Source organism: Porticoccus litoralis, assembly GCF_030676955.1.
Classification (GTDB): Bacteria; Pseudomonadota; Gammaproteobacteria; order Pseudomonadales; family Porticoccaceae; genus Porticoccus; species Porticoccus litoralis.
Genome location: NZ_JAUUUU010000004.1, coordinates 121,014 through 144,943 on the forward strand (window position 1 = coordinate 121,014; position 23,930 = coordinate 144,943).

Annotated in this window: 20 protein-coding genes; 15 read left to right on the forward strand and 5 right to left on the reverse strand. The window is 50.2% G+C overall.

Annotated features, from left to right (window positions below; all coding sequences use genetic code 11):
- Positions 1-138 precede the first annotated feature (138 nt).
- Genes Q8A57_RS08790 through Q8A57_RS08815 form a run of 6 tightly spaced genes read left to right on the forward strand, consistent with a single transcriptional unit; the run spans position 139 to position 7,376 of the window.
- Positions 139-726 carry a GspH/FimT family pseudopilin gene (locus tag Q8A57_RS08790; protein ID WP_305170686.1) on the forward strand — a complete coding sequence of 196 codons (588 nt, stop codon included), beginning with the start codon at positions 139-141 and terminating at the stop codon, positions 724-726.
- Entirely contained in the window at positions 707-1,282 is a 576-nt protein-coding gene (gene pilV / locus Q8A57_RS08795; protein WP_305170688.1) for a type IV pilus modification protein PilV, read from the forward strand. Before Q8A57_RS08790 ends, pilV begins: the two co-directional genes overlap by 20 nt.
- Positions 1,283-1,293: 11 nt before the next feature.
- Positions 1,294-2,373 (forward strand): PilW family protein, encoded by a 1,080-nt coding sequence (locus Q8A57_RS08800; RefSeq protein WP_305170691.1) that lies wholly within the window; start codon positions 1,294-1,296, stop codon positions 2,371-2,373.
- 3 nt (positions 2,374-2,376) lie between these two features.
- Positions 2,377-3,012 (forward strand): pilus assembly PilX family protein, encoded by a 636-nt coding sequence (locus Q8A57_RS08805; protein ID WP_305170693.1) that lies wholly within the window; start codon positions 2,377-2,379, stop codon positions 3,010-3,012.
- Positions 3,013-3,057: 45 nt separating this feature from the next.
- On the forward strand, positions 3,058-6,897 hold the full coding sequence (locus tag Q8A57_RS08810; RefSeq protein ID WP_305170695.1) for a pilus assembly protein: 3,840 nt from the start codon (positions 3,058-3,060) through the stop codon (positions 6,895-6,897).
- Between the two features lie 23 nt (positions 6,898-6,920).
- Positions 6,921-7,376 carry a type IV pilin protein gene (locus Q8A57_RS08815; protein WP_305170697.1) on the forward strand — a complete coding sequence of 152 codons (456 nt, stop codon included), beginning with the start codon at positions 6,921-6,923 and terminating at the stop codon, positions 7,374-7,376.
- An 8-nt stretch (positions 7,377-7,384) separates the two neighbouring features.
- Here the strand turns inward: Q8A57_RS08815 and Q8A57_RS08820 are convergent, their stop codons facing one another.
- The 4 genes from Q8A57_RS08820 to Q8A57_RS08835 form a co-directional block, all read right to left on the reverse strand.
- Positions 7,385-8,740 carry a sigma-54-dependent transcriptional regulator gene (locus tag Q8A57_RS08820; protein WP_305170700.1) on the reverse strand — a complete coding sequence of 452 codons (1,356 nt, stop codon included), beginning with the start codon at positions 8,738-8,740 and terminating at the stop codon, positions 7,385-7,387.
- On the reverse strand, positions 8,740-10,365 hold the full coding sequence (locus Q8A57_RS08825) for a sensor histidine kinase (protein WP_305170703.1): 1,626 nt from the start codon (positions 10,363-10,365) through the stop codon (positions 8,740-8,742). The genes Q8A57_RS08820 and Q8A57_RS08825 overlap by 1 nt, the downstream gene beginning before the upstream one ends.
- Before the next feature lie 111 nt (positions 10,366-10,476).
- Positions 10,477-11,310, reverse strand: coding sequence for an ammonia-dependent NAD(+) synthetase (nadE, locus tag Q8A57_RS08830; protein ID WP_305170705.1), 834 nt, complete (start codon positions 11,308-11,310; stop codon positions 10,477-10,479).
- 124 nt (positions 11,311-11,434) lie between these two features.
- The gene (locus Q8A57_RS08835) at positions 11,435-12,412 is read right to left on the reverse strand and encodes an outer membrane protein assembly factor BamD (RefSeq protein ID WP_305170707.1); all 978 of its coding nucleotides are present in this window, start codon (positions 12,410-12,412) and stop codon (positions 11,435-11,437) included.
- 108 nt (positions 12,413-12,520) lie between these two features.
- Here Q8A57_RS08835 and rluD point away from each other — a divergent pair, with 108 nt between their 5' ends.
- From rluD to clpB, 3 genes are all read left to right on the forward strand, one after another.
- Positions 12,521-13,492 carry a 23S rRNA pseudouridine(1911/1915/1917) synthase RluD gene (gene rluD / locus Q8A57_RS08840; RefSeq protein ID WP_305170709.1) on the forward strand — a complete coding sequence of 324 codons (972 nt, stop codon included), beginning with the start codon at positions 12,521-12,523 and terminating at the stop codon, positions 13,490-13,492.
- Between the two features lie 3 nt (positions 13,493-13,495).
- On the forward strand, positions 13,496-14,242 hold the full coding sequence (pgeF, locus tag Q8A57_RS08845) for a peptidoglycan editing factor PgeF (protein ID WP_305170711.1): 747 nt from the start codon (positions 13,496-13,498) through the stop codon (positions 14,240-14,242).
- 71 nt (positions 14,243-14,313) lie between these two features.
- Positions 14,314-16,959 (forward strand): ATP-dependent chaperone ClpB, encoded by a 2,646-nt coding sequence (gene clpB / locus Q8A57_RS08850; protein ID WP_305170713.1) that lies wholly within the window; start codon positions 14,314-14,316, stop codon positions 16,957-16,959.
- Between the two features lie 52 nt (positions 16,960-17,011).
- Here clpB and Q8A57_RS08855 read toward each other — a convergent pair whose 3' ends face one another.
- Complete coding sequence (locus Q8A57_RS08855; RefSeq protein ID WP_305170715.1) at positions 17,012-17,527, reverse strand: DUF4124 domain-containing protein; 516 nt, start codon at positions 17,525-17,527, stop codon at positions 17,012-17,014.
- A 157-nt stretch (positions 17,528-17,684) separates the two neighbouring features.
- On the opposite strand from Q8A57_RS08855, the gene Q8A57_RS08860 reads away from it, so the two are divergent.
- From Q8A57_RS08860 to Q8A57_RS08885, 6 genes are all read left to right on the forward strand, one after another.
- The gene (locus tag Q8A57_RS08860) at positions 17,685-17,870 is read left to right on the forward strand and encodes a hypothetical protein (RefSeq protein WP_305170717.1); all 186 of its coding nucleotides are present in this window, start codon (positions 17,685-17,687) and stop codon (positions 17,868-17,870) included.
- 12 nt (positions 17,871-17,882) lie between these two features.
- On the forward strand, positions 17,883-19,622 hold the full coding sequence (locus Q8A57_RS08865) for an acetolactate synthase 3 large subunit (protein ID WP_305170718.1): 1,740 nt from the start codon (positions 17,883-17,885) through the stop codon (positions 19,620-19,622).
- On the forward strand, positions 19,622-20,113 hold the full coding sequence (gene ilvN / locus Q8A57_RS08870; RefSeq protein WP_305170719.1) for an acetolactate synthase small subunit: 492 nt from the start codon (positions 19,622-19,624) through the stop codon (positions 20,111-20,113). Before Q8A57_RS08865 ends, ilvN begins: the two co-directional genes overlap by 1 nt.
- A gap of 69 nt (positions 20,114-20,182) precedes the next feature.
- Entirely contained in the window at positions 20,183-21,208 is a 1,026-nt protein-coding gene (gene ilvC / locus Q8A57_RS08875) for a ketol-acid reductoisomerase (protein ID WP_305170778.1), read from the forward strand.
- A 119-nt stretch (positions 21,209-21,327) separates the two neighbouring features.
- The gene (gene pssA / locus Q8A57_RS08880) at positions 21,328-22,125 is read left to right on the forward strand and encodes a CDP-diacylglycerol--serine O-phosphatidyltransferase (RefSeq protein ID WP_305170721.1); all 798 of its coding nucleotides are present in this window, start codon (positions 21,328-21,330) and stop codon (positions 22,123-22,125) included.
- A 248-nt stretch (positions 22,126-22,373) separates the two neighbouring features.
- Positions 22,374-23,921, forward strand: a complete 1,548-nt coding sequence (locus tag Q8A57_RS08885) for a 2-isopropylmalate synthase (protein ID WP_305170723.1) — start codon at positions 22,374-22,376, stop codon at positions 23,919-23,921.
- Positions 23,922-23,930 lie beyond the last annotated feature (9 nt).

Here is a 23,930-nt window from a genome sequence, read left to right on the forward strand (position 1 = left end):
GATATTTTTTTTAAGCTGAAGAAGACCGCCTATCGGATTTTTCGACCGGTATGTCTAAGTCAATAGTGACTCGTCTTGCTATTTGTCCGTTAGTCGGAAGTGTGCGAAACACTGAAATTGATTTGCTATAGAGGCGACATGGATACAAAAACAAGGAACAGAGGTTTCACCATCATTGAATTGATGATCACCGTCGCACTGGTGGCCATCATTCTGGCTTTGGGTGCGCCTTTTTTCAGGGCGACAATTATCGAAAATCGGCTTGCTACTGAAACCAATAATTTTATAGCCAGTATTAACCATGCCAGATCTTTGGCGGCTAAGCGCAACCAGTCTGTCACCATGTGTATCAGTTCTGGTGTTGACAGTTCCGGGGGTGGTAGTTGTATGGATTCAGCGATTGGTTGGGAGCAAGGTTGGATTGTTTTCAATGACATTGACAGGGATGGTGTTCTTGACTCAGGTGGCGATGAAACTGTGCTGCTGGTGAATGAGTCACTTCCCTCCGGTTATACCTTACATGGAACATCAGCATTTGCAGATACTTTGACATTTCATCCTTTTGGCGAGGTTGGTGGGAATAGTTTAGGTTCTTTCCGCCTCTGCTCACCCGATGCTGGGGCTGATAATGAAGATGAGGATGATATAGCTAGAAAAATATCCATTAACTTGACGGGTAGAGCGCGTGTGCAAAAAGGTCTGGATGATGATGAAGATTGCCCATAAACCAATAAATAACCATAGCCCTCACTTTTTGAGTCATCGCCAATCAAAAGGTGCTGGTTTGATTGAGGTGCTGATCGCTGCGCTTGTTCTGTCGGTCGGTATTCTGGGATACGTTGGCCTGCAAATTAATGCCAAACGGCTTAATTTTGAGTCTACACAGCGGACTACGGCTACCTATCTTGCGCAGAACTTGTTAGAGAGAATGCGTAGTAATCCCCAACAGCTAAATGCATATGTAGTCTCGGATCTTGATCCTGGCGCTCTTGGCGAGCCCAATCCGAACTGCACAACGGCACAGTGCACTACGGCAGAATTAGCCACTTTTGATCTTTGGGAATGGGATCAGTTGTTAGACGGAGCCTCGGTATCTGGTGGTTTGATCAATCCAATGGCCTGTGTAACCAATAATGGCAACTACTTGACCGTTGTTATTGTGTGGCAGGGCAAGACGGAATTGGATCAGAGTAATGCACCAGCGTGCGGGGCTGAAAATTACGTTGACACCTTGGAACTGCGGCAATGGATTCAACTCAATACGTTTGTGGCAGATGTGTGAGGCAGCGGTTTATGAAAATTCCTAAGTCGATTAATCGACTCTCAACACATCGCGGATTTACTCTCATCGAGTTAATGGTTGCGTTATTACTAGGGCTTTTACTTTCTGCGGCCATTGTGAGCGTCTTCCTGGAAGGAAAAAACAATTTTGTACAAGATGATGAAGTAGCAAGGGTACAAGAAAATGGTCGTTATGCTTTGCGCTTGTTGTCGCGAGAAATTGGCATGGCCGGCTTTTTTGGTGGTGAACCGGATGCTGTTGATGTCAATGGTGGTGCGGTAAGTGGAAATGATTGTGGGCCGGCGGGTGAGGAGTGGTTGCTTATAGGCGCTACACCGGAAGATCCATCTGACCCTACTAACCATATCGCCTCCCCCTTGGAAGTTTTAGATAATTCAGATACCACTACAGATGATTATTATCAGTGTTTAACGGATGGTCTGGTTGTTAATGGTACGGATATCCTGGTCGTCAAACGAGTATCTGATACCGCTGTAATTGATAATGGCGATTGGCAGCTCCCGGATGATTTGGAAGACTTGGATAATGAGCGCTATTACCTGTTGACTGAAAACCGTGGTCAGGGCGAGACCGAACTTGCTCAAGGTTCAGATCATGAGGCGGATGGCAATTGGAGCTCACTTGATGATTTTGAAAGTGGTTATGATGTTTGGGAGTACAAGGCTGCCTTATTTTATGTGGGAACTGATGAAGAAGTCCCCAGCCTTTGCAAAAAAGAATTGCAGGATAATGGTGCTAGCATCTCTGGTCAGCGCTGCTTGGTGCAGGGCATTGAAAACATCCAATATGAGCTAGGTATTGATATTGACGGAGATGATGTTCCTGACCAGTTTGTTTCAGGCGACACCTACCCACCAGTAGTAGGGGGTGAAGATACTGATGCTATCGTCGCTGTTCGTATACATGTGTTAGTGAGAAGCCTTAATCAGATCAACTCCATGCCCGCGGAATCGAAAAGCTACCGCCTAGGTGGTGGTACGACGGTTACTACTCCAACAGATCAGTTTTACCGTATGGCAATGTCGACAACAGTATCTGTCCGCAACCCTATTTCCATCGGCGGGTCATGATCAATGGGTGTTTTAATGAAAAAAACTATAGCGCAGTCGTCACAGTTTCATTCCCGTCAGCGGGGTGCGGTTTTGTTGATATCTATCGTCTTTTTGTTGCTTTTAAGCATCCTGGCATTGAGCACCATGAAATCGGGCACGTTAGAGTTTTTGATGGCTGGTAATGAACAGTCTCGCGTGGAAGCCTATGAATTGGCTGCGGCCGTAAACGAGTCCGTAATCAGTCGCTGGAAAGCGTCCACAACACCTGATGATGTGGCGGTTGAAGCAAACTTTAAGACGGATAAAACCCTATGCAGTACCGGCCATAGCGATCCCGACAGTGAGTGCGATGCAAACACCCTGACTATTGATGACAATCTCTCCACAAAGCTGACTAGCACCGGAGCAACAGTCGAATATATGACCCACTATTTGGCGGAAGGCCGGGCTCCTAGAGGGGCGGGTCAGGATGAAGATGATTGTGCGTTTTATTTTGAAACTGAAACTGACTTCAACAACGCAGCCAATAATCAGGGTGTGTCTCATCAGGCTGAGGGTGTCTATATTATTAACCCCGTGGCGAGTGACTGTAGTCAAGTCTCATCAGTCAAGGGCGATTTGGACAAATATGCGCATATTCCTATCGCTGCCGACTAGGAAATGATTTTCAAGGAGGGCGCCTGATACAGGTGTTATCGAAAAATGAAAAAACTTAGATTCTTCCAATTGTTAGGTCTTGTTACAGTGCTGCAGACAGCGCCTGTTATGGCTGATGACACGGAGATTTTCTTTGGTGTCCCGGCAGATGAAGACCCCGCTCCCTCCAAGGTGATGCTTTCTCTGGACTGGCGCCCTAACCTGGGGAGTCCCCAGTGTACCTACCATTCCGATCCGGGCATTTCCGACTGTGATGATGAACTGGGCAGTGAAATTTACGCGGCCATCGGTGAAGAGGGGATAGTCGGCGATGGCGACGACTTGACCTTGTTTGATGCGCTCAGGGCAGTTTTTAGGGTCGTGTTTGATTATATTGCCCCGAAGGGTTTTGAAATTGGCTTTATGATGAGCCATGAAAACGAGAATAACTGTACCGCTACTGATGGTGACCTTAACAATGATAAGGGGTGTAGTGACGGTGGTTATATTCTGCGCGGTTTTGAGGTCATCGATGAATCTGCTGCGGGACAGGCCTCAAAGGAGGAGTTGTTAAATATTCTGGCTAGCATCCCTGTGCCCCAGGGTAATCTAGCCCACCCTTACCAGGGCCGGGAGCTGTTTTTCGAACTTTACCGCTACTTGATTGGCGGTGATGTTCTCAATGGCCATAAAGGTTGGTCCGATTTCAACAGCGAGCGACAGCAGGGGAAAGGGCTTTACAATCTGGACCAGGACTATGCCAATAACGGTTGTGATTTTGAAACCGACCGGGGTTGCGAAAACACGACCATAACTGGCGATAGAAACCTTGATGGTGACGGTAACGTGATCTCTCCCTGGGTTGTCTGGGACAAGGGGATTGAAAATGCCGATGGGGATAAATATATCAGCCCCTATGCCGACGGTGACTATACCTGTTCAAAGACCTATACGGTTAACTTCCTATTCCAGGTCTCACAGCAGGATGCCGACTGGAATACCGCAATCGGCAAAGATATCGGCAACGGCAACAACGAACAGGGCCTGGAGTTGGGCAACACCTCCGGAGATAACGCTTTCCCGGAAATTATTGCAAAGCTCTACAATACCGACGTTGCCAGTACTGATGTGGGGCTTGATGTTGAAGGGGTGCAGAATGTCACCTCCTTCTTTATTGTAGATCAGCTCAACACCAAAACTACCCAGTATGCCCAAGCGGGTGGCACCGAGACACCTTATCCCGCTTCGGAAGACCCTGAGTTGCTGCTGGAGACCCTAAAAAGCATTTTTGACAGTATTGCCTCTGTAAGCACGTCGTTCACCGCGGCGTCGGTGCCGGTAAACGTACAGAACCGTACCGAATCCCTACCGGATATGTACCTGGCCATTTTTAAGGTGGATGAAAATGGTTACCCATTCTGGCCTGGCAATGTCAAGAAGCTCACCATTGATACCACACTACTTGAAAATGGAACTACCTCGACGGTCATTAGAGATGCCAATGATGCGGTGGCGTTTGATGCCACCACCGGGCGTGTCAGTGATGGGGCGCGCACGTTCTGGACGGATGTAAACGCGGACGATGTTGCGGTTGTCGAAGAGGATACGGCAGATACCGAGATCACAGATGGTAGCTTCATAACCCAGGGCGGTGCAGGCCACAAATTGCCCGGCTACCGTGAGTATGACGGTAGTGCCGCGACGATCTCCCCTACAGCTGCCAACGATACCTGGGCCGCTGGCGAGTTGGATGGTCGCCAGTTATTTATCAGCCCTGTTAGTGATGACATCAGCGGCACTGCAAATGGCGGAAATGCGTTGATTGCCCTGAACGCTGATAGTTCAGCTGCTGGGAGCCTGGCAGAAGATGATGAGATTCAGAGATTGCTTGGCGTTCAGATTGAGGATGAGCTGAATCCCGAAACCTACATTACTGACACAACGTTTGTGACTAAGATTGAGAGCCTCGCCGGTTTGAATTTTGGCCTGTCTATTAGTGATGCTGAACGGGCAGAAGCCGCTCAGGTTCTACTGAAATGGGTGCGAGGTATTGATGTATTTGATTGGGATGCGGATGGTGATACGGATGATGCTCGACCCTGGCTGATGGGTGATCCGCTCCACTCCCGGCCCCTGACAATGAATTACGGTCTTGACGATACCGATTACACGGATTCAGCTAATCCTCATATTCGTGTACTGTTTGGTACTAATGATGGCTTTCTCCATTCGATTCGCAATACGGACCCCGATGGCAGTCAATCCGGTGTTGAAGAGTGGGCCTTTATGCCAAGGGAACTGTTGGCGAATGTTAAGGACTTGATTGGCCAAACCTTCGTTGGGGAGAACAAGCCCTATGGAGTTGATTTGCCGCCGGTTGCCTTTGTGATTGATAACGATCGGGATGGCAATATCGAACGTGGTGCTGGAGGCAACAATACATTTTGTGATCCGGGTGGCACGGACCCGGACCCTGATGATGATGTAACCGAATTGGATTGTGATAAGGCCTACGTATATGTCGGTTTGCGTCGTGGCGGTTCATCCTACTATGCCCTGGACGTGTCGGCCCCCGAGGAACAACCGACTCTGCTTTGGCAAATCACTAACGATGGCAGTGCAGATTTTGCCGAGCTGGGGTTAAGTTTTTCAACACCGAGACAAGCTTGGGTTCGCTTTGAAGATGCCGGTTCGATCAATCAGTACGACGGCGGTTCAGGCGTAGAGAATGTGCCGGTCCCCGTGCTGATTTTTGGTGGTGGTCTTTACGGTGGCTGGAATGATGATGGCACCCGTATAGGACGTGATGATGTTAACTACGATGTGAGTGATACCACTGACGGAAAGTTACCCCGGGATCCTGTCGGTGCTGCATTGTTTATGGTGCATGCTCGCACCGGGCAATTGATCTGGAAGGCGGTCTACGGGAATTCAGAGGGTGGTCAGTCCAGTACTGAATATCACCATGATGGTTTAATACATAGTATTACTGCAGCGGTAACTCCGGTGGATTCTGATGGCAATGGTATTACAGACCGGGTTTATGTTGGCGATACTGGGGGTGTGATCTGGCGCTTTGAGCTTCCGGAGTTTAACCCGTCTTATGCGGGTGATGATGACGACTATGATACGACGTTCAGACAAAATTATTGGCGCGCAACCAAGTTTGCAGAACTGGGTGGTTCGGTAGGCACTACCAGCGACCGACGCTTCTATCACGGTCTGAGTGTCGTGAAGTATCGGGACTCGATTGGTGCCTACGATGGCATTGCTATCGGTTCCGGAGATCGTACTCACCCGCAGTCGGCGCCATCAGATATCGATAATCGGTTTTTCCTTTTGAAAGATCGAATTATCTATGCCGATTCCAGTCCACGTGACGATGCTGGTGTGGATGGTCGAGACCCTTACTATATTGATGATCTACTGAATATCACGGACGATTGTCTCAACGACAGCGATAACGATGAGGATGGGGGCAATGTATGCTCTCCTAATGAGTTAATCAATGGCTGGAGTTTGGAGCTTGAGGCAACCGGTGAGAAGAACCTGTCGATACCCCTGATTTCCGGAGGTAACATCAACTTCACCACTTATTTGCCTGAAGGTGGAGAAGCGGATGGAGAGTGTGCTCCCAATATAGGCATCAGCCGTCTATACCAAGTATCCATTAGAGATGGTTCTCCCGATTACCACCTTTCTGGAAAGGCAGAAGGTACCTCTCTTAATAAAGCTGATCGCTATCAGGATCTTGCTGCAGGGATTGATGGTGGTGTGACGGCTATTTCACCTGAAGTTGGGCTGTCTGGAGCTAAGCAAACTACTCTGGGTGATCAGAGGCCAAATACCTTTTACTGGCGTGAACAGGATATTGATATATTGGATGCTACACCAGCCTCTCCGTAAAGATTTAACTCTGAGATAGAGCTATGCACAGAAAATTAAAGTCTGGTTTTACGATGATAGAACTCTTAATTGTTGTGGCGATCATGGCAATTATTGTGGCGGTTGCGTTACCCAATTACAGGGAGTATGTGATTAAGTCTAACCGCTCGGTGGCAAAAGGTGCGCTATTGGAATTAGCCTCCAGACAGGAGCAATATTTTCTTAATAATCGCTCCTACACGAATTCATTGGAGGATCTGGGCTTTGATGCAACTTATTATGTGGACTCTGAGGGACAACCGTTAGCATCATCTTCAGGCAGTATCTATCAACTTACTATCGATGAGCCTGATTCCAACACAGGGGAAACAACCTATACCCTGCTGGCGACTCCACAAAATGGTCAAACTGAAGATGCAAGGTGTGCGACGTTTAGTATTGATGAGCGTGCAGAGAAAACTGTTGTTGACGCGACAGAGAGTGCTAGCTACTGCTGGTAGCAGGGATTTTACTCGATCTCATACTTTTTAAGTTTGTGGCGAATTTGACGGAAACTGATACCCAGCTCTTCCGCCGTTGCTGTCCTATTCCAGCGATTCCTTTCCAGGGCTTCAACCAGGATCTTTTTCTCGATACTGGCTATGTAGTCATCCAGTGAACCATGGCCGTTGAAAGCGAAGCTTTCAGCGGCCTTTTCAGGAGTTTCCAGGGGGTGTATATGGGCGTTGCTAAGGTCCAGACTTTCAGCAGTAATGCTCCCTTGATCACATAGGGTAAAGGCGCGCTCAAGGGTGTTTTCAAGCTCCCTAATATTGCCCGGGTATGAATGACTTTGTAGCAAGGTGATGGCATTTTCGGTGATTTCTGGAGCGGGCAAACCGGACTCTTTTGCAAATTGTTTTAGAAAGTGTTCCGTCAGTAGTGGAATATCGTCACTGCGCTCTCTCAGACTGGGTACCTTAAGTTCAATAACATTGATCCGGTAAAATAGATCCTGGCGAAAGTGATTGTTTCGAATAGCCTGTGTCAGGTCTTTATGGGTAGCGCTCAGGATTCGTACGTCCACGGCTACTTCCTCCTCGGAACCCACTTGCTTAATGCTTTTTTCCTGGATGGCTCGCAGCAGTTTGACTTGCATGCTCATTGGCAGATCCGCGACCTCATCCAGTAACAGGGTTCCTCCATCAGCAGCCAGGAAAAGACCCTGTTTGTCTTGGTGAGCGCCTGTAAAGCTGCCTTTTTTATGTCCGAAGAATTCACTCTCCATCAGCTCTGTAGGTATCGCGCCACAGTTGACGGGGATAAATGGCCCATTTGCCCGGGGACCAAGATTATGAATGGCTCTTGCAACCAATTCTTTACCAGTGCCTGACTCGCCGTTGATGAAAATAGGAGCCTGGCTTCTGGCAACGTGGCGAATCTGTTGTTTTAACTTTGTCATCGCTGATGATTTGCCAATCAGGGAAGATTCGTCCGAGTCCACTACTTTGTCTGCTTTATCCAGTTTTAAGGCAGATTGCACCACATTGCGTAGACGCATGAGTTCCAGTGGTTTGGAAATAAAGTCAAAAGCACCTTTTTTGAGAGCTTCGATGGCAATTTCCATATTGCCGTAGGCGGTAATCATGGCAATGGGCAGGTGGGGTTTACGCGACTGCATTTCCTCCAGAAGATCAAGGCCGTTGCCATCGGGCAATTTCATATCCGTGAGGCATAAATCGAACTCTTCACTGAGTAACAATTTTTGCGCTTTTGATAATTTCGCTGCTGTGACAATCTCCAGGCCCATCTGCTCCAGAGTGAGAGAGAGAAGTTCGCGGATATCAGGCTCGTCATCGATGATCAGCACACGTTTTTTCAGCATCAGTTTGGTCTCGGTAATAATTTATCGGGATGTGAAAATCCTATCCTGAAATAACAGTTATCAGCATTATCACCAAAATAATTCAAAGAGGCGTAGTTTGCGTCACATAACTCACGCGACAGGTATAATCCTAAGCCTGTTCCATCATGATTTGTCGTGAAAAAAGGCTCAAAAATAGTGTTAATGTCCTCTTCTGGCACTCCGGGTCCTTTATCATGTACGTCCAGGAAGGGTAAGTCGGCAATTGGATCTCTGGAGATTACCAGCTTTACCCAGCGTTCATCTGCCTCCTTTTCGCTGAAGCGCAGCCCATTATCTATCAGGTTGGTAAGAATTTGAGCCAGGTGCCCCGGATCAAAGAAAATCTGTGTGTCTTTTGTGGTCGATTCAATTTCAATGACGCATGTTTTATTTTGTGTATCCAGGTATTCGTTACGAAATTTTTTCAGCCATTGTAATAGCCAGATTTTCTGGAATTCCGGCATTTTCTGGCGGGAAAGTTGCAAAACATTTTCGACAATCTGGTTGACCCGCTGGCAGTGCCTCAAAATGATATCCAGTAGCTTTTTAGAATTAGGGTCATTGTTCTGTTCTGAGAGTAATTGTGAGGCATGGCTGATGGCGCCGAGCGGATTGCGAATTTCATGGGCAATACTGCCGGTCAAGCGTCCCAGCGAGGATAGTTTGAGCTGCTGTGCCTGTTGAATCAGCGTGCGCGTATCTTCGAGAAAGATCAGTGTTTGTTTTTCCCTCCCCTGTGTCAGGGAGGTAAAGTTGGCCTGTAATTCAGAGGTAGAACGAGAACCTTTAAAGGTCGGTGTGCGCAGCCATGGATAGCCACGCCATTTTTCAAGCTGCTGGTGCAGTGGCAGGGCAAGCCGCAAAGGTCGCCCAATGGCAAGGGGTTTTTCCGGATTCTGACCGCCCAGTAATTGAATGGCGGCACTGTTAATCAGGCGTATTTCATCTTTGCTATCAATCACCAGAATACCCGTACGCATTCGTTTGACGATGGATTCGTTAAGTTTTTGCAGCTGTTCACTTTCTGATACTTTCTGGGCAGCCAGTTCCTGGGCATGACGTATACGTTGCGTGAGAACCTGAAAAATCACAGCCGTTGCAAACAGCAGGATGCCCAGAATACCAGCGGGGAACATCGCATCTTTACCACGACCGAGCAGCATGATTGTTGACAGGGTTTCTGTCATGACACAGATGCTGGCAATGGCGGCCAGCAGCAGGGCCAGTTGGCCGGCAACGAGGATACTGCCCGCAGCTACTGTCGGCAGCATCAAAAAGCCCAGCCCACTTCCCAGGCCGCCACTGGCGTGCATCATCACAGTTAGTGCCACCATGTCCGACAGCAGCATAAAAAACATTAACTGGGTGCCTGGCTGACTTTTGGTGGTTCTTAAGGGAATGAGCGACAGGAAACAAAGCAGTGTGTATGCAGAGGATGTGATAAAAAACAGTTCGTTATCTGAGCTTCCAAGAATGCCTCTTGCCGTTCTGGTGAAGAACATGATCAAAAGGGCTATGGATAACAACGCACGGTAATAACCGTAAACACTGAGTAAACTGTCCGCTTGCTTGGAGTTTTCAAAGGAGCTATAGGTTAAAGCCATGGCACCGGTGTCGTCCTAATTGAAAAGCCCTAAAATCGACAAGAATTCACTACTGTCATGCAGCTCAAGGTGAAAACAATCCACGACGATTCGTGTTAACTACATACCTTCCTAATCATAGAGGGTCGGAATGGGTAGACGCTTGTGCTGTGTTTGCTGATAGATTTCAACGATGCGTTGAGTGACCTCTTTGGTGACAGGCTTGCCTTCAAGAAAGTCATCCAATTCATCATAGGTCACGCCTAATACATGTTCATCTGCTTTTTGCGGAGATAGACATTCCAAGTCCGCAGTGGGTGTTTTTTCCACCAGTACCTGCGGAGCACCAAGGTGCTTAGCCAGTTGGCGAACCTGGCGTTTGCTGAGGCCAAACAGTGGGGCTAGGTCACAGGCCCCATCCCCCCATTTTGTGAAAAATCCTGTCACATTTTCGGCGGAGTGATCGGTACCTAACACGAGGCCATTTAACAGTCCTGCGACCTCATATTGAATCGTCATACGGGTGCGGGCTTTGGTATTGCCTTTGGTGAAATCAATTTTATCGTCATCATCGGGAGCAAGATTCGCGGTACCCAACGCGCCTAAAACTTCTTCGTGAATACCATCGGCCCCCAGTTTGACATTGACCGAGAGGCTCTTTGATGGCTGGATGAAACTGACGGCCAGTTGGGCTTCATGCTCATCGGCCTGAACTCCATAGGGAAGCCGGACGGCAATAAACTGGAACTGCTGATCAGGTTTCTCACTGTTGAGTTCATCAACGGCCAATTGCGCGAGACGACCGCAAGTGGTGGAGTCAATGCCTCCACTGATACCTAAAACGAGAGTATTAAGTTTCGATGTCAGTAGTACTGACTTGATGAAATCAATGCGCCTTGCGGCTTCAAAGGCCGGGTCAATCTCAGGGATGACCTTCATTTCTGCGCGAATGCTGTCAATATCCATCGGCTTAACTCTGAATGACTAGTGGTCCGAGGTAATAAGAATAACGCATTCTCATGAAAATAGGGCTTAGGGCGGCAAGACTATCCGTGGCATCCCTATTGAAAAGTATCGTTGATGGTAATACTTAGTCCAGAATGCCCAGGGTCAACCAGCTGATCCACTTATTTTTCGGGTTGGCGCCTTCTTCACCTTCTTCCTGGTAGCGCTCATTGTATATATGGCGCGTATCGAAACGGGGTGGCTCGGGCTTGTCGTACAGACCAAGAGTTACCTTGTTGAGCCAGGTCGGCGCCATATAGTTTGGGTCGTCCTGATACTTGAAGCTGCCGTCACTGTCGAGGAGGGGGTAATCGGGATAATTGGCGGCCAACAGGGTAGTAGCATCTTCAGCCAGTTCATACATTTGCATGAGATAGTAGGCTTCTGCCATCACCGCAAGGCCGTCAGGTACGGAGGGTGTTTTCTGGAAATTTTCCACGACAAATCGCCCCCTATTGGCCGCTGCCAGGTACGCACCCCTCAGGAAGTAATAATTTGCTACGTGAATCTCATGACGTGCCAGAATGTTTCTCAGGTATATCATGCGTTTCCGGGCATCGGTAGCATAGGGGCTTTCTGGAAAACGGTTAAGGAGTTCATTGAAGGTGGCAAAGGAGTTGCGCGCTGTGCCCGGATCCCGCTTGGTGTCATCGGTGGGAATAAACTGGTCGATAAAGCCTTTGCTTTGCACAAATGAAGCCAGACCCTTGAGGTAGAAGGCATAGTCCACATTGGGATGTTGTGGGTGCAGGCGAATAAACCGGTCTGCTGAGGCAATGGCCGCCTCATAATCCCCCATTTTATAGTATGCATAGATCAACTCCAGCTGAGCCTGCTCGGCATACTCCCCAAAGGGATATTGTGCTTCAAGTGCTTCCAGGTTGCTGATGGCTTTTTCCCAGGATCCAAAGCCGAGATCTTTCTGGATGATGTCGTAAAAATCCCTCTCAGTGTAGTCGGCAGTATAGGACGGATCGTCATCCTTCTCTTTGCCCTTGTTCAGCCAGGCACAACTGCAGAGCGTCAGTGAAACAAGAATGACAATGAAAGTAGGGAATCGCATGGGAAGGTAAAATCCTGATGTAGGCTGGCAAAAAGAGTTTTTTGTTCGCTGGTGCAATGGCTGTAAGATGGGCTATTTAACCACAGCCTGACTGGAATCAAAACCTCAATGATCGAACCTATCGTGCTCAATGCCACGGTCCCCGAACACATGGCTGGCGCCCGCCTGGACCAGGTGGCGGCGGAGTTGTTCAGCAGTTATTCCCGCTCGCGTTTGCAAAAGTGGATCAAGGATGGGGAGCTGTTGGTGGATGGCAAATCCTGCCGTCCTAGGGACAGACTGTTTGGTGGTGAACAGCTTTCGGTAAAAGCATTGCTAGAGCCCGAGGGAGAATGGCTTGCCGAGGCAATTGAGCTGGATATCTGCTATGAAGATGAAGATATTCTGGTCATCAATAAGCCCGCGGGACTGGTGGTACACCCGGCAGCAGGTAATTATCAGGGAACCCTGTTAAACGGTGTGCTTCACTATCTGCCGGCCAATGAAAACATTCCCCGCGCCGGAATTGTGCATCGATTGGATAAGGAGACCTCGGGTTTGATGGTGGTGGCAAAAACACTGGTGGCGCACCAATCCTTGGTCAAGCAGTTGCAGGCGAAAACCGTCAGTCGGGAATATCTGGCCATTGTGCAGGGCGTGATGACCGGGGGTGGCACGGTAGACAAGCCGATTGGCCGCCATCCACAGGCGCGCACCAAAATGGCGGTGCTGGATTTTGGTGGCAAGGAGGCTGTCAGTCACTATCGGGTCATTGAACGGTTTCCTGCGCATACCTTAATCAGGGTGAAACTGGAAACTGGGCGTACGCACCAGATAAGGGTTCACATGGCAAGCATAGGCTACCCTCTCGTAGGAGATTCAACCTATGGGGGGCGCCTCAAGTTGCCCAAAGGCTCAACACAGGAATTACACGATGCACTGCGTGCCTTTAGGCGTCAGGCATTGCATGCAACTCAACTGGCGCTGTCTCACCCGGTCAGCGGTGAACATATGGAATGGCAGGCCCTGCCTCCGGAGGACTTTAACCGACTTTTTGCGATGTTAAAGACTGATGCGCAGCAACGAGATCAACGAGAGTAACGTGTGTCGGTAATTATTCCCGACTGGCCATGCCCGGCATGCATCCGGGCTTATGCCACCAGGCGGCGAGGTGGCGTGTCTAGTCCGCCCTGGAATTCGCTCAACCTGGCGTATCACGTCGGGGATAATCCCATCGCGGTGCAACAGAACTGGCAGATGCTGTCTGCGTTATTGCGGTTCCCTTCTACGCCTCAATTGCTTGAGCAGGTGCATGGCACAGACGTGGTAGATGCCTCCGATAACGGTACCTTTCAGCGAGCGGATGGTTGTTACAGTAATCAGCCGGGTGTGATTTGTACGGTTATGACGGCAGATTGTCTGCCGATCCTTGTGTGCAATCGTCAGGGTACAGAGGTGGCTTCCCTCCACGCGGGATGGCGAGGTCTGGCGGATGGGATAATCGCAAACGGAATCGCCCGTTTTAGTAGCCCACCAGAACAACTGATGGCCTGGCTGGGGCCTGCCATCAGTCAGGCGTTTTTTGAGGTGGGGGAAGACGTCTACGAGGCATTCATGAAGAATGAGGCTCTGTGGGGATCGCGCCTGGAACTGGAAAGCTGCTTCCGTACTACCCGACCTGATCACTGGCAATGTGACCTCTATGCGCTGGCTCGTTTGGCTCTGAAAGCACTGGGTGTCAGGGGAATCTATGGCGGGCAATTTTGCACATTTGCTGATGCTGATCTGTTTTATTCTTACCGTCGTGATGGCCAGACAGGCCGTATGGCCAGCTTGATCTGGATCAGTTAAAACCAACCTTATCCTTGAAATGGGTATTGTCGCCCCAACCTTCACTGCTATAGAAACAGTTGAGGTTGACTATGCGATTTGATCGATTTACCAGTCACTTACAGAATGCAATTTCTGATGCCCAGTCTATGGCGGTGGGCAGGGACAATAGTGCCCTGGAGCCGGTCCATGTGATGCTTTCGTTACTTGATCAGCAGGGTAGTTCACTCAAGCCCATGTTCGCTCAGGCGGGCTTTAATGTCGCGGGCTTGAAAGAGGAGCTGACGCAAACGCTTGAGCAGTTGCCAAAAATTCAAAACCCAACCGGGGAAATAGCCATTTCTCCGGAATTGGGCAGGTTGTTTAATTTGGCTGACAAAGTAGCCCAGCAACAGGGCGACCAGTACATCTCCAGCGAGGCCTTGGTGCTTGCTGCTTTTGACGATAAAGGTGGACTGGGCAAGTCATTATCGAAATTTGGCGACAAAGCCAAGTTCAAGGCAGTTGTGGAAAAAATTCGAGGGGGTGAAGCCGTGATGGACCCGGAAGCAGAGGGCAGCCGACAAGCCCTGGAAAAATACACTATTGACCTGACTGAGCGTGCGGAACAGGGCAAGCTGGATCCGGTGATCGGTCGCGATGATGAAATTCGTCGTACTATCCAGGTGCTGCAGCGTCGGACGAAAAACAACCCGGTATTGATCGGTGAGCCCGGTGTAGGTAAGACCGCCATCATCGAAGGAATGGCACAACGGGTTGTGAACGGCGAGGTGCCCGAAGGACTGAAAGACAAGCGAATTCTTTCTCTGGATCTGGGTGCATTGTTGGCCGGGGCGAAGTTTCGGGGTGATTTTGAGGAGCGCTTGAAGTCGGTACTCAAAGAACTTTCGAAACAGGAAGGGCGCATCATTCTCTTTATTGACGAACTGCACACCATGGTTGGCGCAGGTAAAGCCGAGGGAGCGATGGATGCGGGCAATATGCTGAAGCCCGCCTTGGCCCGCGGTGAGCTGCATTGCGTGGGTGCCACTACTCTGGATGAGTATCGTCAGTTTATTGAGAAGGATGCCGCTCTGGAGCGTCGTTTCCAGAAGGTCCTGGTGGATGAACCAAATGAAGAAGATACCATCGCCATTTTGCGTGGTTTGAAGGAGCGTTATGAGGTGCACCACGGTGTAGATATCACCGACTCCGCCATTGTCGCTGCTGCCAAGCTATCTCAGCGCTATATCACTGACCGCCAGTTACCGGATAAGGCCATTGACCTTGTGGATGAGGCGGCCAGTCGCATCCGTATGGAGATTGACTCCAAGCCTGAGGAGATGGATCGATTGGAGCGACGCCTGATCCAACTCAAAATGGAACGGGAAGCCGTGAAGAAGGAGGAGGACGAGGCCTCGCGCAAGCGGCTGGAAAAAATCGAGAAAGATATTGAAGAGATTGGCAGGCAATATGCCGACCTCGAAGAAATATGGAAAGCTGAAAAAGCATCCCTTCAGGGCGCTGCCCAAATCAAGAGTGATCTGGAACAGGCGCGTATAGATATGGATGCGGCCCGTCGTGCCGGGGATTTGGCAAAAATGTCCGAGCTTCAGTACGGAAAAATACCTGAGCTGGAAAAGCAGCTGGCTTCTGCCGGTGAGGTAGAGGCAAGGGAAACCCACCTGTTGCGCAATAAAGTGACTGAAGAGGAAATTGCTGAAGTCGTTTCCAAGTGGACGGGTATTCCGGTTTCAAAAATGCTGGAAGGCGAGCGCGAAAAATTACTGCGGATGGAAGATGTGCTCCATAAGCGGGTAATCGGCCAGCAAGAGGCAGTTGTGGCGGTTTCCAACGCCGTGCGTCGCAGTAGGGCGGGTCTGTCAGACCCCAATCGTCCCAATGGCTCATTCCTGTTTCTCGGACCCACCGGGGTGGGTAAAACGGAGTTGTGCAAGACGTTGGCGGAGTTCCTGTTTGATAGTCAGGATGCCATGGTGCGCATCGATATGTCCGAGTTTATGGAAAAACACTCTGTGGCTCGACTGGTGGGAGCGCCCCCCGGTTATGTGGGCTACGAAGAAGGTGGTTACTTGACCGAAGCGGTGCGCCGCAGGCCCTATTCCGTGCTGTTGCTGGACGAAGTGGAAAAGGCCCATCCTGATGTTTTCAACATCCTGCTGCAGGTATTGGATGATGGGCGTCTTACCGATGGCCAAGGCCGCACAGTTGACTTTCGCAACACGGTTGTCGTCATGACATCCAACCTTGGATCAGATCGCATACAGGCTGTGGTAGAAGATCGCTCCTTCGACACCATTAACTTTGATGGCGGTGAGACAGCTTTAGGCGATGACGATTCAACCACCAATGAAAACCGCTACCAGGCGATGAAAGATGCAGTGATGGAGGTTGTGACGGGTCATTTCCGTCCAGAATTTATCAACCGGATTGATGAAGTTGTTGTCTTCCATCCGTTGGGTAAAGGCCAGATCCGTGGCATTGCTGAGATTCAGCTGGGGATCTTGACGAAACGGTTGGCGGAGCAGGATTTGTCACTGGATCTCTCTGAAGAAGTGATGGACAAAATTTGTGAGGCTGGCTTTGACCCGGTTTATGGTGCGCGACCGCTGAAGAGAGCGATACAGCAGTTACTGGAAAATCCGCTGGCTCAGGAAGTGCTGGCTGGTCACTATGCTTCGGGAAATACCATCAGTGTCAAAATGTCCGGGGACGACATTGTTTTTTCTGCTGAGTGATGGGCAAAAAAGGTGGAAGGGGGTACCTTCCACCTCTTTTGTTGCGTGCTAATTACTGACAGAATTCCTTGACCTGATCTCTGGATTTCTTCAGCCAATCCTGACGTTCTTCTTCCGTCATATAACGCTGCTCACCTTTTTCTTCATCATCATAAAGAATACGTGTGCGGTGAGTCAGTGTGTCGAGGTTCTTTCTAGCTCGATCGCAGTCCTCGGCTCTTCTGGCTTTTTCTGCCGCCAGTACTTCTGGTGACTTGGGCAAAGGTGCTTTTTCAGCTTGTTTGTCCTCAGGTTCTTTAGAGGTTTCTTCGTCAGTTTCTTCTGTTGATTCGGTTTCTTCTGAATCAGACTTTTTTGATTTCAACTTGATTGTCTCAGGGGTACCTTCAAGCGGGGGAGTCTCAGAATAATGCCAGGAGCCATTTTCATCCTGCCATTTATAAATTTTTGCGGCATGTAGTGGCAGGCACAGGGCCAAGGCCAGGAGTGTTCCAATCAATTTGCTTGCAGTGCTCATATCCTTAAACCTTTTAAAGCTGTCAATCCCAGGGCACATTTTTTCCATCATAGCGGATTTAACCTCGCAATGTTGAGTACCTGCTTGCAAATAATAAGCAAATTTCAAAGGCCCAACATAGCTAACCACTTGACTGATAGAGAATAAATGAATACAGTCTGCTGCTCAGCAAGTACAGTCTATGTTCTTGCGCGCTGGGTTAGCCAGCTTGCCAAGTGAACGAAAACAGCGTTCGCCGGGCATCCAGACAGGACCGTTTACCCACGGGCCTGACGCACCGAATACCACGTTTATCGTCGGTCGCGTATTTGCACTCTGCATACCTGTGATGTCACAGCGGTTGTTGCTTTCGTTGATTGGCGAGCAACCCGGTGTTGTGTTTTTCGACATTTAGAGGATTTGCACAGTGGAACAACTGTCTGGTGGTGAAATCGTCGTTCGTGCGTTGAAGGATGCCGGCGTCAAGCATATCTGGGGTTATCCTGGCGGTGCAGCGCTGCATATCTACGATGCGCTATTCCAACAATCTGATGTACAACATCTACTGGTCCGTCACGAGCAGGCTGCTGTTCATGCGGCTGATGGCCACGCCCGTTCAACTGGTGAAGTGGGTGCTGTGCTGGTGACCTCTGGGCCCGGAGCAACTAATGCCATTACTGGCATTGCCACGGCTTATATGGACTCCATCCCGATGGTGGTTATCTCTGGCCAGGTTCCCTCTGCCAAAATCGGTGAAGATGCTTTTCAGGAGACCGATATGGTGGGCATCTCCCGTCCCATCGTAAAACACAGTTTCCTGGTGAAGGATCCCAGCGAAATAGCAGGGGTCATTGCAAAAGCCTTTTTTATTGCGAGTTCTGGTCGTCCCGGCCCCGTTGTCGTGGATATTCCCAAGGATATCACTGATCCCAATATCAAGGTCCCCTACGAATATCCTGACAAGATCAAGATCCGTTCCTATCAGCCCACGACCAAGGGCCATACCGGACAGATCAAACGCGCTGTGAAGACGTTGCTGGCTGCCAAGCGCCCGGTAATTTATAGCGGTGGTGGTGTGGTTTTGGGTGACGCATCCAGTCAGCTGACTGAACTGGCGAAAATGCTCAATGCGCCGGTGACCAATACCTTGATGGGTCTTGGTGCCTACCCGGGTTCAGATCGTCAGTTTCTGGGCATGCTCGGAATGCACGGCACCTTTGAGGCGAACACAGCGATGCACCATGCCGATGTGATTCTGGCAGTGGGTGCACGTTTTGATGACCGGGTCACCAATACCATCAGCAAATTCTGTCCGTCTGCCACCATTATTCATATTGATGTGGACCCTACCTCTATCGCCAAAACGGTGTCGGCGGATATTCCCATTGTTGGTGCCTGTGATGTGATCCTGCAGGAAATGATCGATCAACTGGAGCACAGCGGCAAAACCACTGACAAAGAAGCCATGGCCGAGTGGTGGAAGCAGATTAATGAGTGGCGTGATCGACACGGGCTATACACACAATCCCGTTATGAGCCTAGCAGCGGCAACCTGATCAAGCCGCAGGATGTCATTAAGGCCCTCTACAAGGTCACTGGAGGCGACGCCTTTGTAACCTCTGATGTGGGTCAGCATCAGATGTTTGCAGCCCAGTATTACCTGTTTGATAAGCCCCGTCGCTGGATTAACTCCGGTGGCCTGGGGACGATGGGTTTTGGGCTGCCTGCTGCCATGGGTGTTCAACTGGCACATCCCGAGGCGATGGTGGCTTGTGTCACCGGTGAAGGCAGTATCCAGATGTGTATTCAGGAACTGTCCACCTGTACCCAGTACGGCTTGCCGGTGAAAATCATCAACCTCAATAATCAGGCGTTGGGCATGGTGCGTCAGTGGCAGGATATGCAGTACAGCAGCCGCTACTCCTCCAGTCTGTACGAAGACTCTCTGCCGGACTTTATCAAGCTAGCAGAAGCCTACGGGCATGTAGGCATGAAAGTGACGCACTTCGATGACCTGGAAAGCAAGATGGCAGAGTGTTTTGCATTGAAAGATCGTGTGGTGTTCATGGATATCTATGTGGACCGTTCAGAGCATGTCTATCCCATGCAGGTGGCCCCCAACGGCTCCATGCGCGATATGTGGCTGAGTAAAACGGAGCGTACCTGATGAGACGTATTATTTCGGTATTGATGGAAAACGAGCCAGGTGCTTTGTCCCGGGTATTGGGGCTGTTTTCCCAACGTGGTTACAACGTTGACAGCCTGACTGTGGCCCCCACAGAAGATCAGACCCTGTCACGCCTGACATTAACCACCCATGGCAACGACCACGTCATCGAACAGATTACCAAGCATCTGCATAAGTTGATCGACGTGGTGAAAGTAGTGGATCTCACGGAAGGCCCCCACATTGAGCGTGAATTGATGCTCCTCAAGGTGAAGGCTCAGGGCGCTCAGCGCGCTGAGATTAAACGGTGTGTGGACATCTTCCGTGGCCAGATTATCGACGTGGGTGCCAGTGCTTATACGGTACAGATTGTCGGTAACAGTGATAAACTCGACGCCTTTATTCAGGCCATCGGCGATGCGGACATTCTGGAAGTTGTCCGCAGCGGCGTATCCGGCCTGGCTCGGGGCGAGAAGTCATTGCACATTTAACAATTTTAGAGAGGGGTCGACCGCAGGTCTGCAGTCGGTACCGCATGGTTTAGTTTGACAAAAACACAGGTGAAACAAATGCAAGTTTATTACGATAAAGACTGCGATCTTTCCATTATCCAGGGCAAGAAAGTGGCCGTTATTGGCTATGGTTCCCAGGGCCACGCCCACGCGCTTAATCTGAAAGATTCCGGCGTCGATGTCACCGTGGGCCTGCGCCCCGGTTCAGCGTCAGCGGCAAAAGCAGAAAAAGCAGGTCTGGCAGTTAAAAGTGTGCCGGAAGCCGTCGCAGCAGCAGATCTGGTGATGATCCTGACTCCAGATGAGTTCCAGTCCCAGCTCTATAAAAACGAGATTGAACCGAACCTGAAACAGGGTGGCACTCTGGCTTTCGCCCACGGTTTTGCCATTCACTATAATCAGGTGGTGCCCCGTGCCGATCTGGACGTGATCATGATTGCACCGAAAGCTCCAGGCCACACCGTGCGCAGTGAATTCACCAAGGGTGGTGGTATTCCCGATCTGGTGGCTATTTTCCAGGATGCTTCCGGTAATGCCAAAAATGTCGCCTTGTCTTACGCCTGTGGCGTTGGCGGTGGTCGTACGGGCATTATTGAGACCACATTTAAAGACGAAACCGAAACTGACCTGTTTGGTGAGCAAGCTGTCCTCTGCGGTGGTTGTGTTGAGTTGGTAAAAGCCGGCTTTGAAACCCTGGTGGAAGCTGGATATGCCCCGGAAATGGCCTATTTCGAGTGTCTCCATGAGCTGAAACTCATTGTCGACCTGATGTACGAAGGCGGCATTGCCAACATGAACTACTCGATTTCCAACAACGCCGAGTACGGTGAATACGTCACTGGTCCAGAAGTGATCAACGACGAGTCACGTGCCGCCATGCGCAATGCACTGAAGCGCATCCAGAATGGTGAATATGCCAAGATGTTCATTTCCGAGGGCGCTACCAACTATCCGTCTATGACGGCTTACCGTCGCAATAATGCTGCACATCAAATTGAACAGGTGGGTGGCCGCCTGCGTGAAATGATGCCTTGGATTGCAGCCAACAAACTGGTTGATAAAGAGAAAAACTAGGTTGCTACGTTTGAGAAAAAACCGCGCCTTGGCGCGGTTTTTTTGTCATGGCCTTTGATGTTTAATGGGTGTTCAGCAAATCCATAGCGTTGGGTGAGGCAATTTCCGGGAAATCATCTATGACAGATCAAGACAATCAGTCCCCCCACAAGGGTGGTGGAAAGTCGACAGCTGGTGTGGCTAGCCAGACCGCGGAGCGCACCCGTCACAAGGGTATCTACTTGTTGCCTAACCTGTTTACCACCGGTGCGCTGTTTGCCGGCTTCTATGCAATTCTGGCGGGTATGGATGGCAAGTTTGAAGCTGCTGCCATTGCCATTTTTGTGGCCATGATATTTGATGGGCTGGATGGTCGTGTGGCCCGCCTTACCAATACCTCCAGCGAATTTGGTGTGCAGTACGACAGCCTTTCTGACATGGTGTCATTTGGCATCGCTCCGGCAGTTGTGGCTTTTAGCTGGATACTCAACGAACTGGGACGAATCGGTTGGGCCGCGGCCTTTATTTATGCCTCCTGTGCGGCATTGCGCCTGGCGCGCTTCAATACCCAGGTTGATTCTGTGGACAGCCGTTATTTCGTCGGCATCGCCAGTCCGACGGCGGCGGCTCTTGTCGCCGGCCTAGTATGGAGTGGCTACGATGCAGAACCCAGCTCCCATTTGGCTGGGCTAGCAGCATTGATCACATCGCTTTCTGGTCTGCTGATGGTGAGTAATCTGCCTTATTACAGTTTTAAGGGGCTGGATTTGAAAGGGCGGGTGCCATTTGTGGTCTTGCTGGGCATTGCCATGGCCATAGTCATTATTACCATCGATCCGGCACGTATCCTGTTCTTCATGGCACTGACTTACGCCCTTTCCTCTCCGGCTGTGTGGCTGTGGAAAAAAATAAAATCTCGTGGACAAACGTCCACCTGAGGGATTTTTGGGCTGGGCGCCTAACAGAGAGGCAAAAGTCACCAACACGGTGGTTTGACTTTGTCCAGTCAGAACATCTTTACCAAGCTGGATTGCGGTAGTCCAAAGTGCTTTGTTATTTGGGTGTAATAACCGTGAATCCTGTTTGCAAATGATCCCTCCCGAAGGGAGAATTCGCGTACCTCATTATTGTCCGGCCCCCCACATATATAGAGTGAACAGGGGCGTACTAGTTGGAGCAGCAATCAATGGACAAGCAACACTTGGTTATTTTCGACACTACCTTGCGTGACGGCGAACAGAGCCCGGGCGCTTCCATGACCAAGGAAGAAAAACTCCGGGTGGCCAAAGCACTGGAAAAATTGCGGGTGGATGTGATTGAGGCGGGATTTGCCGTTTCCAGCCCTGGTGATTTTGAGGCGGTAAAATCCATTGCCGAAACGGTTAAGGATTCCACCGTGTGCAGCCTTGCCAGAACCACTCACCTGGACCTTGAGCGGGCTGCTGAAGCTCTGAAAAAGGCAAATTCCGGGCGTATTCACACATTTATCGCAACATCGCCCATCCACATGAAGTACAAGTTACAGATGACCCCTGATCAGGTGGTTGAGCAAGCGGTGTCCGCAGTGAAACTGGCGAGAAACATGATTGGTGATGTCGAGTTCTCCCTGGAAGATGCGAGCCGCTCCGAGTTTGACTTTATGTGCCGAATTATCGAGCAGGTGATTAACGCGGGGGCTGGCACCATCAACCTACCCGATACCGTGGGTTATGGTTTCCCTGAGGAATATGCCGAGACGGTTGGCAAATTGATTGAAACCATCCCTAATGCTGACAAGGCAATTTTTTCTGTACATTGCCACAACGACCTGGGGTTAGCTGTATCAAATTCTCTGGCGGCTGTGATGAAGGGTGCTCGCCAAGTGGAATGTACCATTAACGGACTGGGGGAGAGGGCCGGTAATGCCGCGTTGGAAGAAGTGGTGATGGCCGTGCGTACGCGCAAGGATATTTTTCCAGTTGAGACACGTATTGATACCACACAGATTGTTCCCACCTCCCGGCTGGTATCGAGCATTACCGGTTTTCCGGTTCAACCCAACAAGGCCATCGTGGGTGCCAATGCCTTTGCCCATGAATCCGGTATTCACCAGGACGGTGTGCTCAAGTTTAGAGAAACCTACGAGATCATGAGAGCCCAGGACGTGGGCTGGAGCACCAACAAAATAGTGTTGGGCAAACTGTCCGGACGGGCTGCATTTTCAGCGCGCCTCGAAGAGCTGGGTATTCAGTTCGAGAGCAAGGCCGACCTGAATGAGGCATTTGTACGCTTCAAGGAGCTGGCGGATAAAAAACGCGAGATTTACGACGAAGATCTGCAGGCATTGGTTTCTGAAATCCAGGTGGGTGAAACCACAGGCGAGCAAATTACTCTCGGCGATCTGGAGGTGATTTCGAAGACGGGGCAGGCTCCCCACGCCGAACTCACCCTGAACTTTAAAGGGGAGAATTACCGTTCCACTGCTGAGGGTGATGGGCCAGTAGACGCGGTGTTCAAGGCCATTGAAAAACTCACCAAAAGCGAAGCGGAATTAAAGTTGTACCTCGTCAATGCGGTGACTGAAGGCACAGACTCCCAAGGAGAGGTGACAGTTCGTCTGGAAAAAGGGGGGCGCATTGTCAATGGCCAGGGTGCGGATACCGATATTCTCGTCGCCAGTGCCAGGGCTTACCTGAATGCACTGAACCTGCTGGAAAGTCCGGACCGCCTTCATCCTCAGCTTGGCGGCGTGTAAAAGGTAACG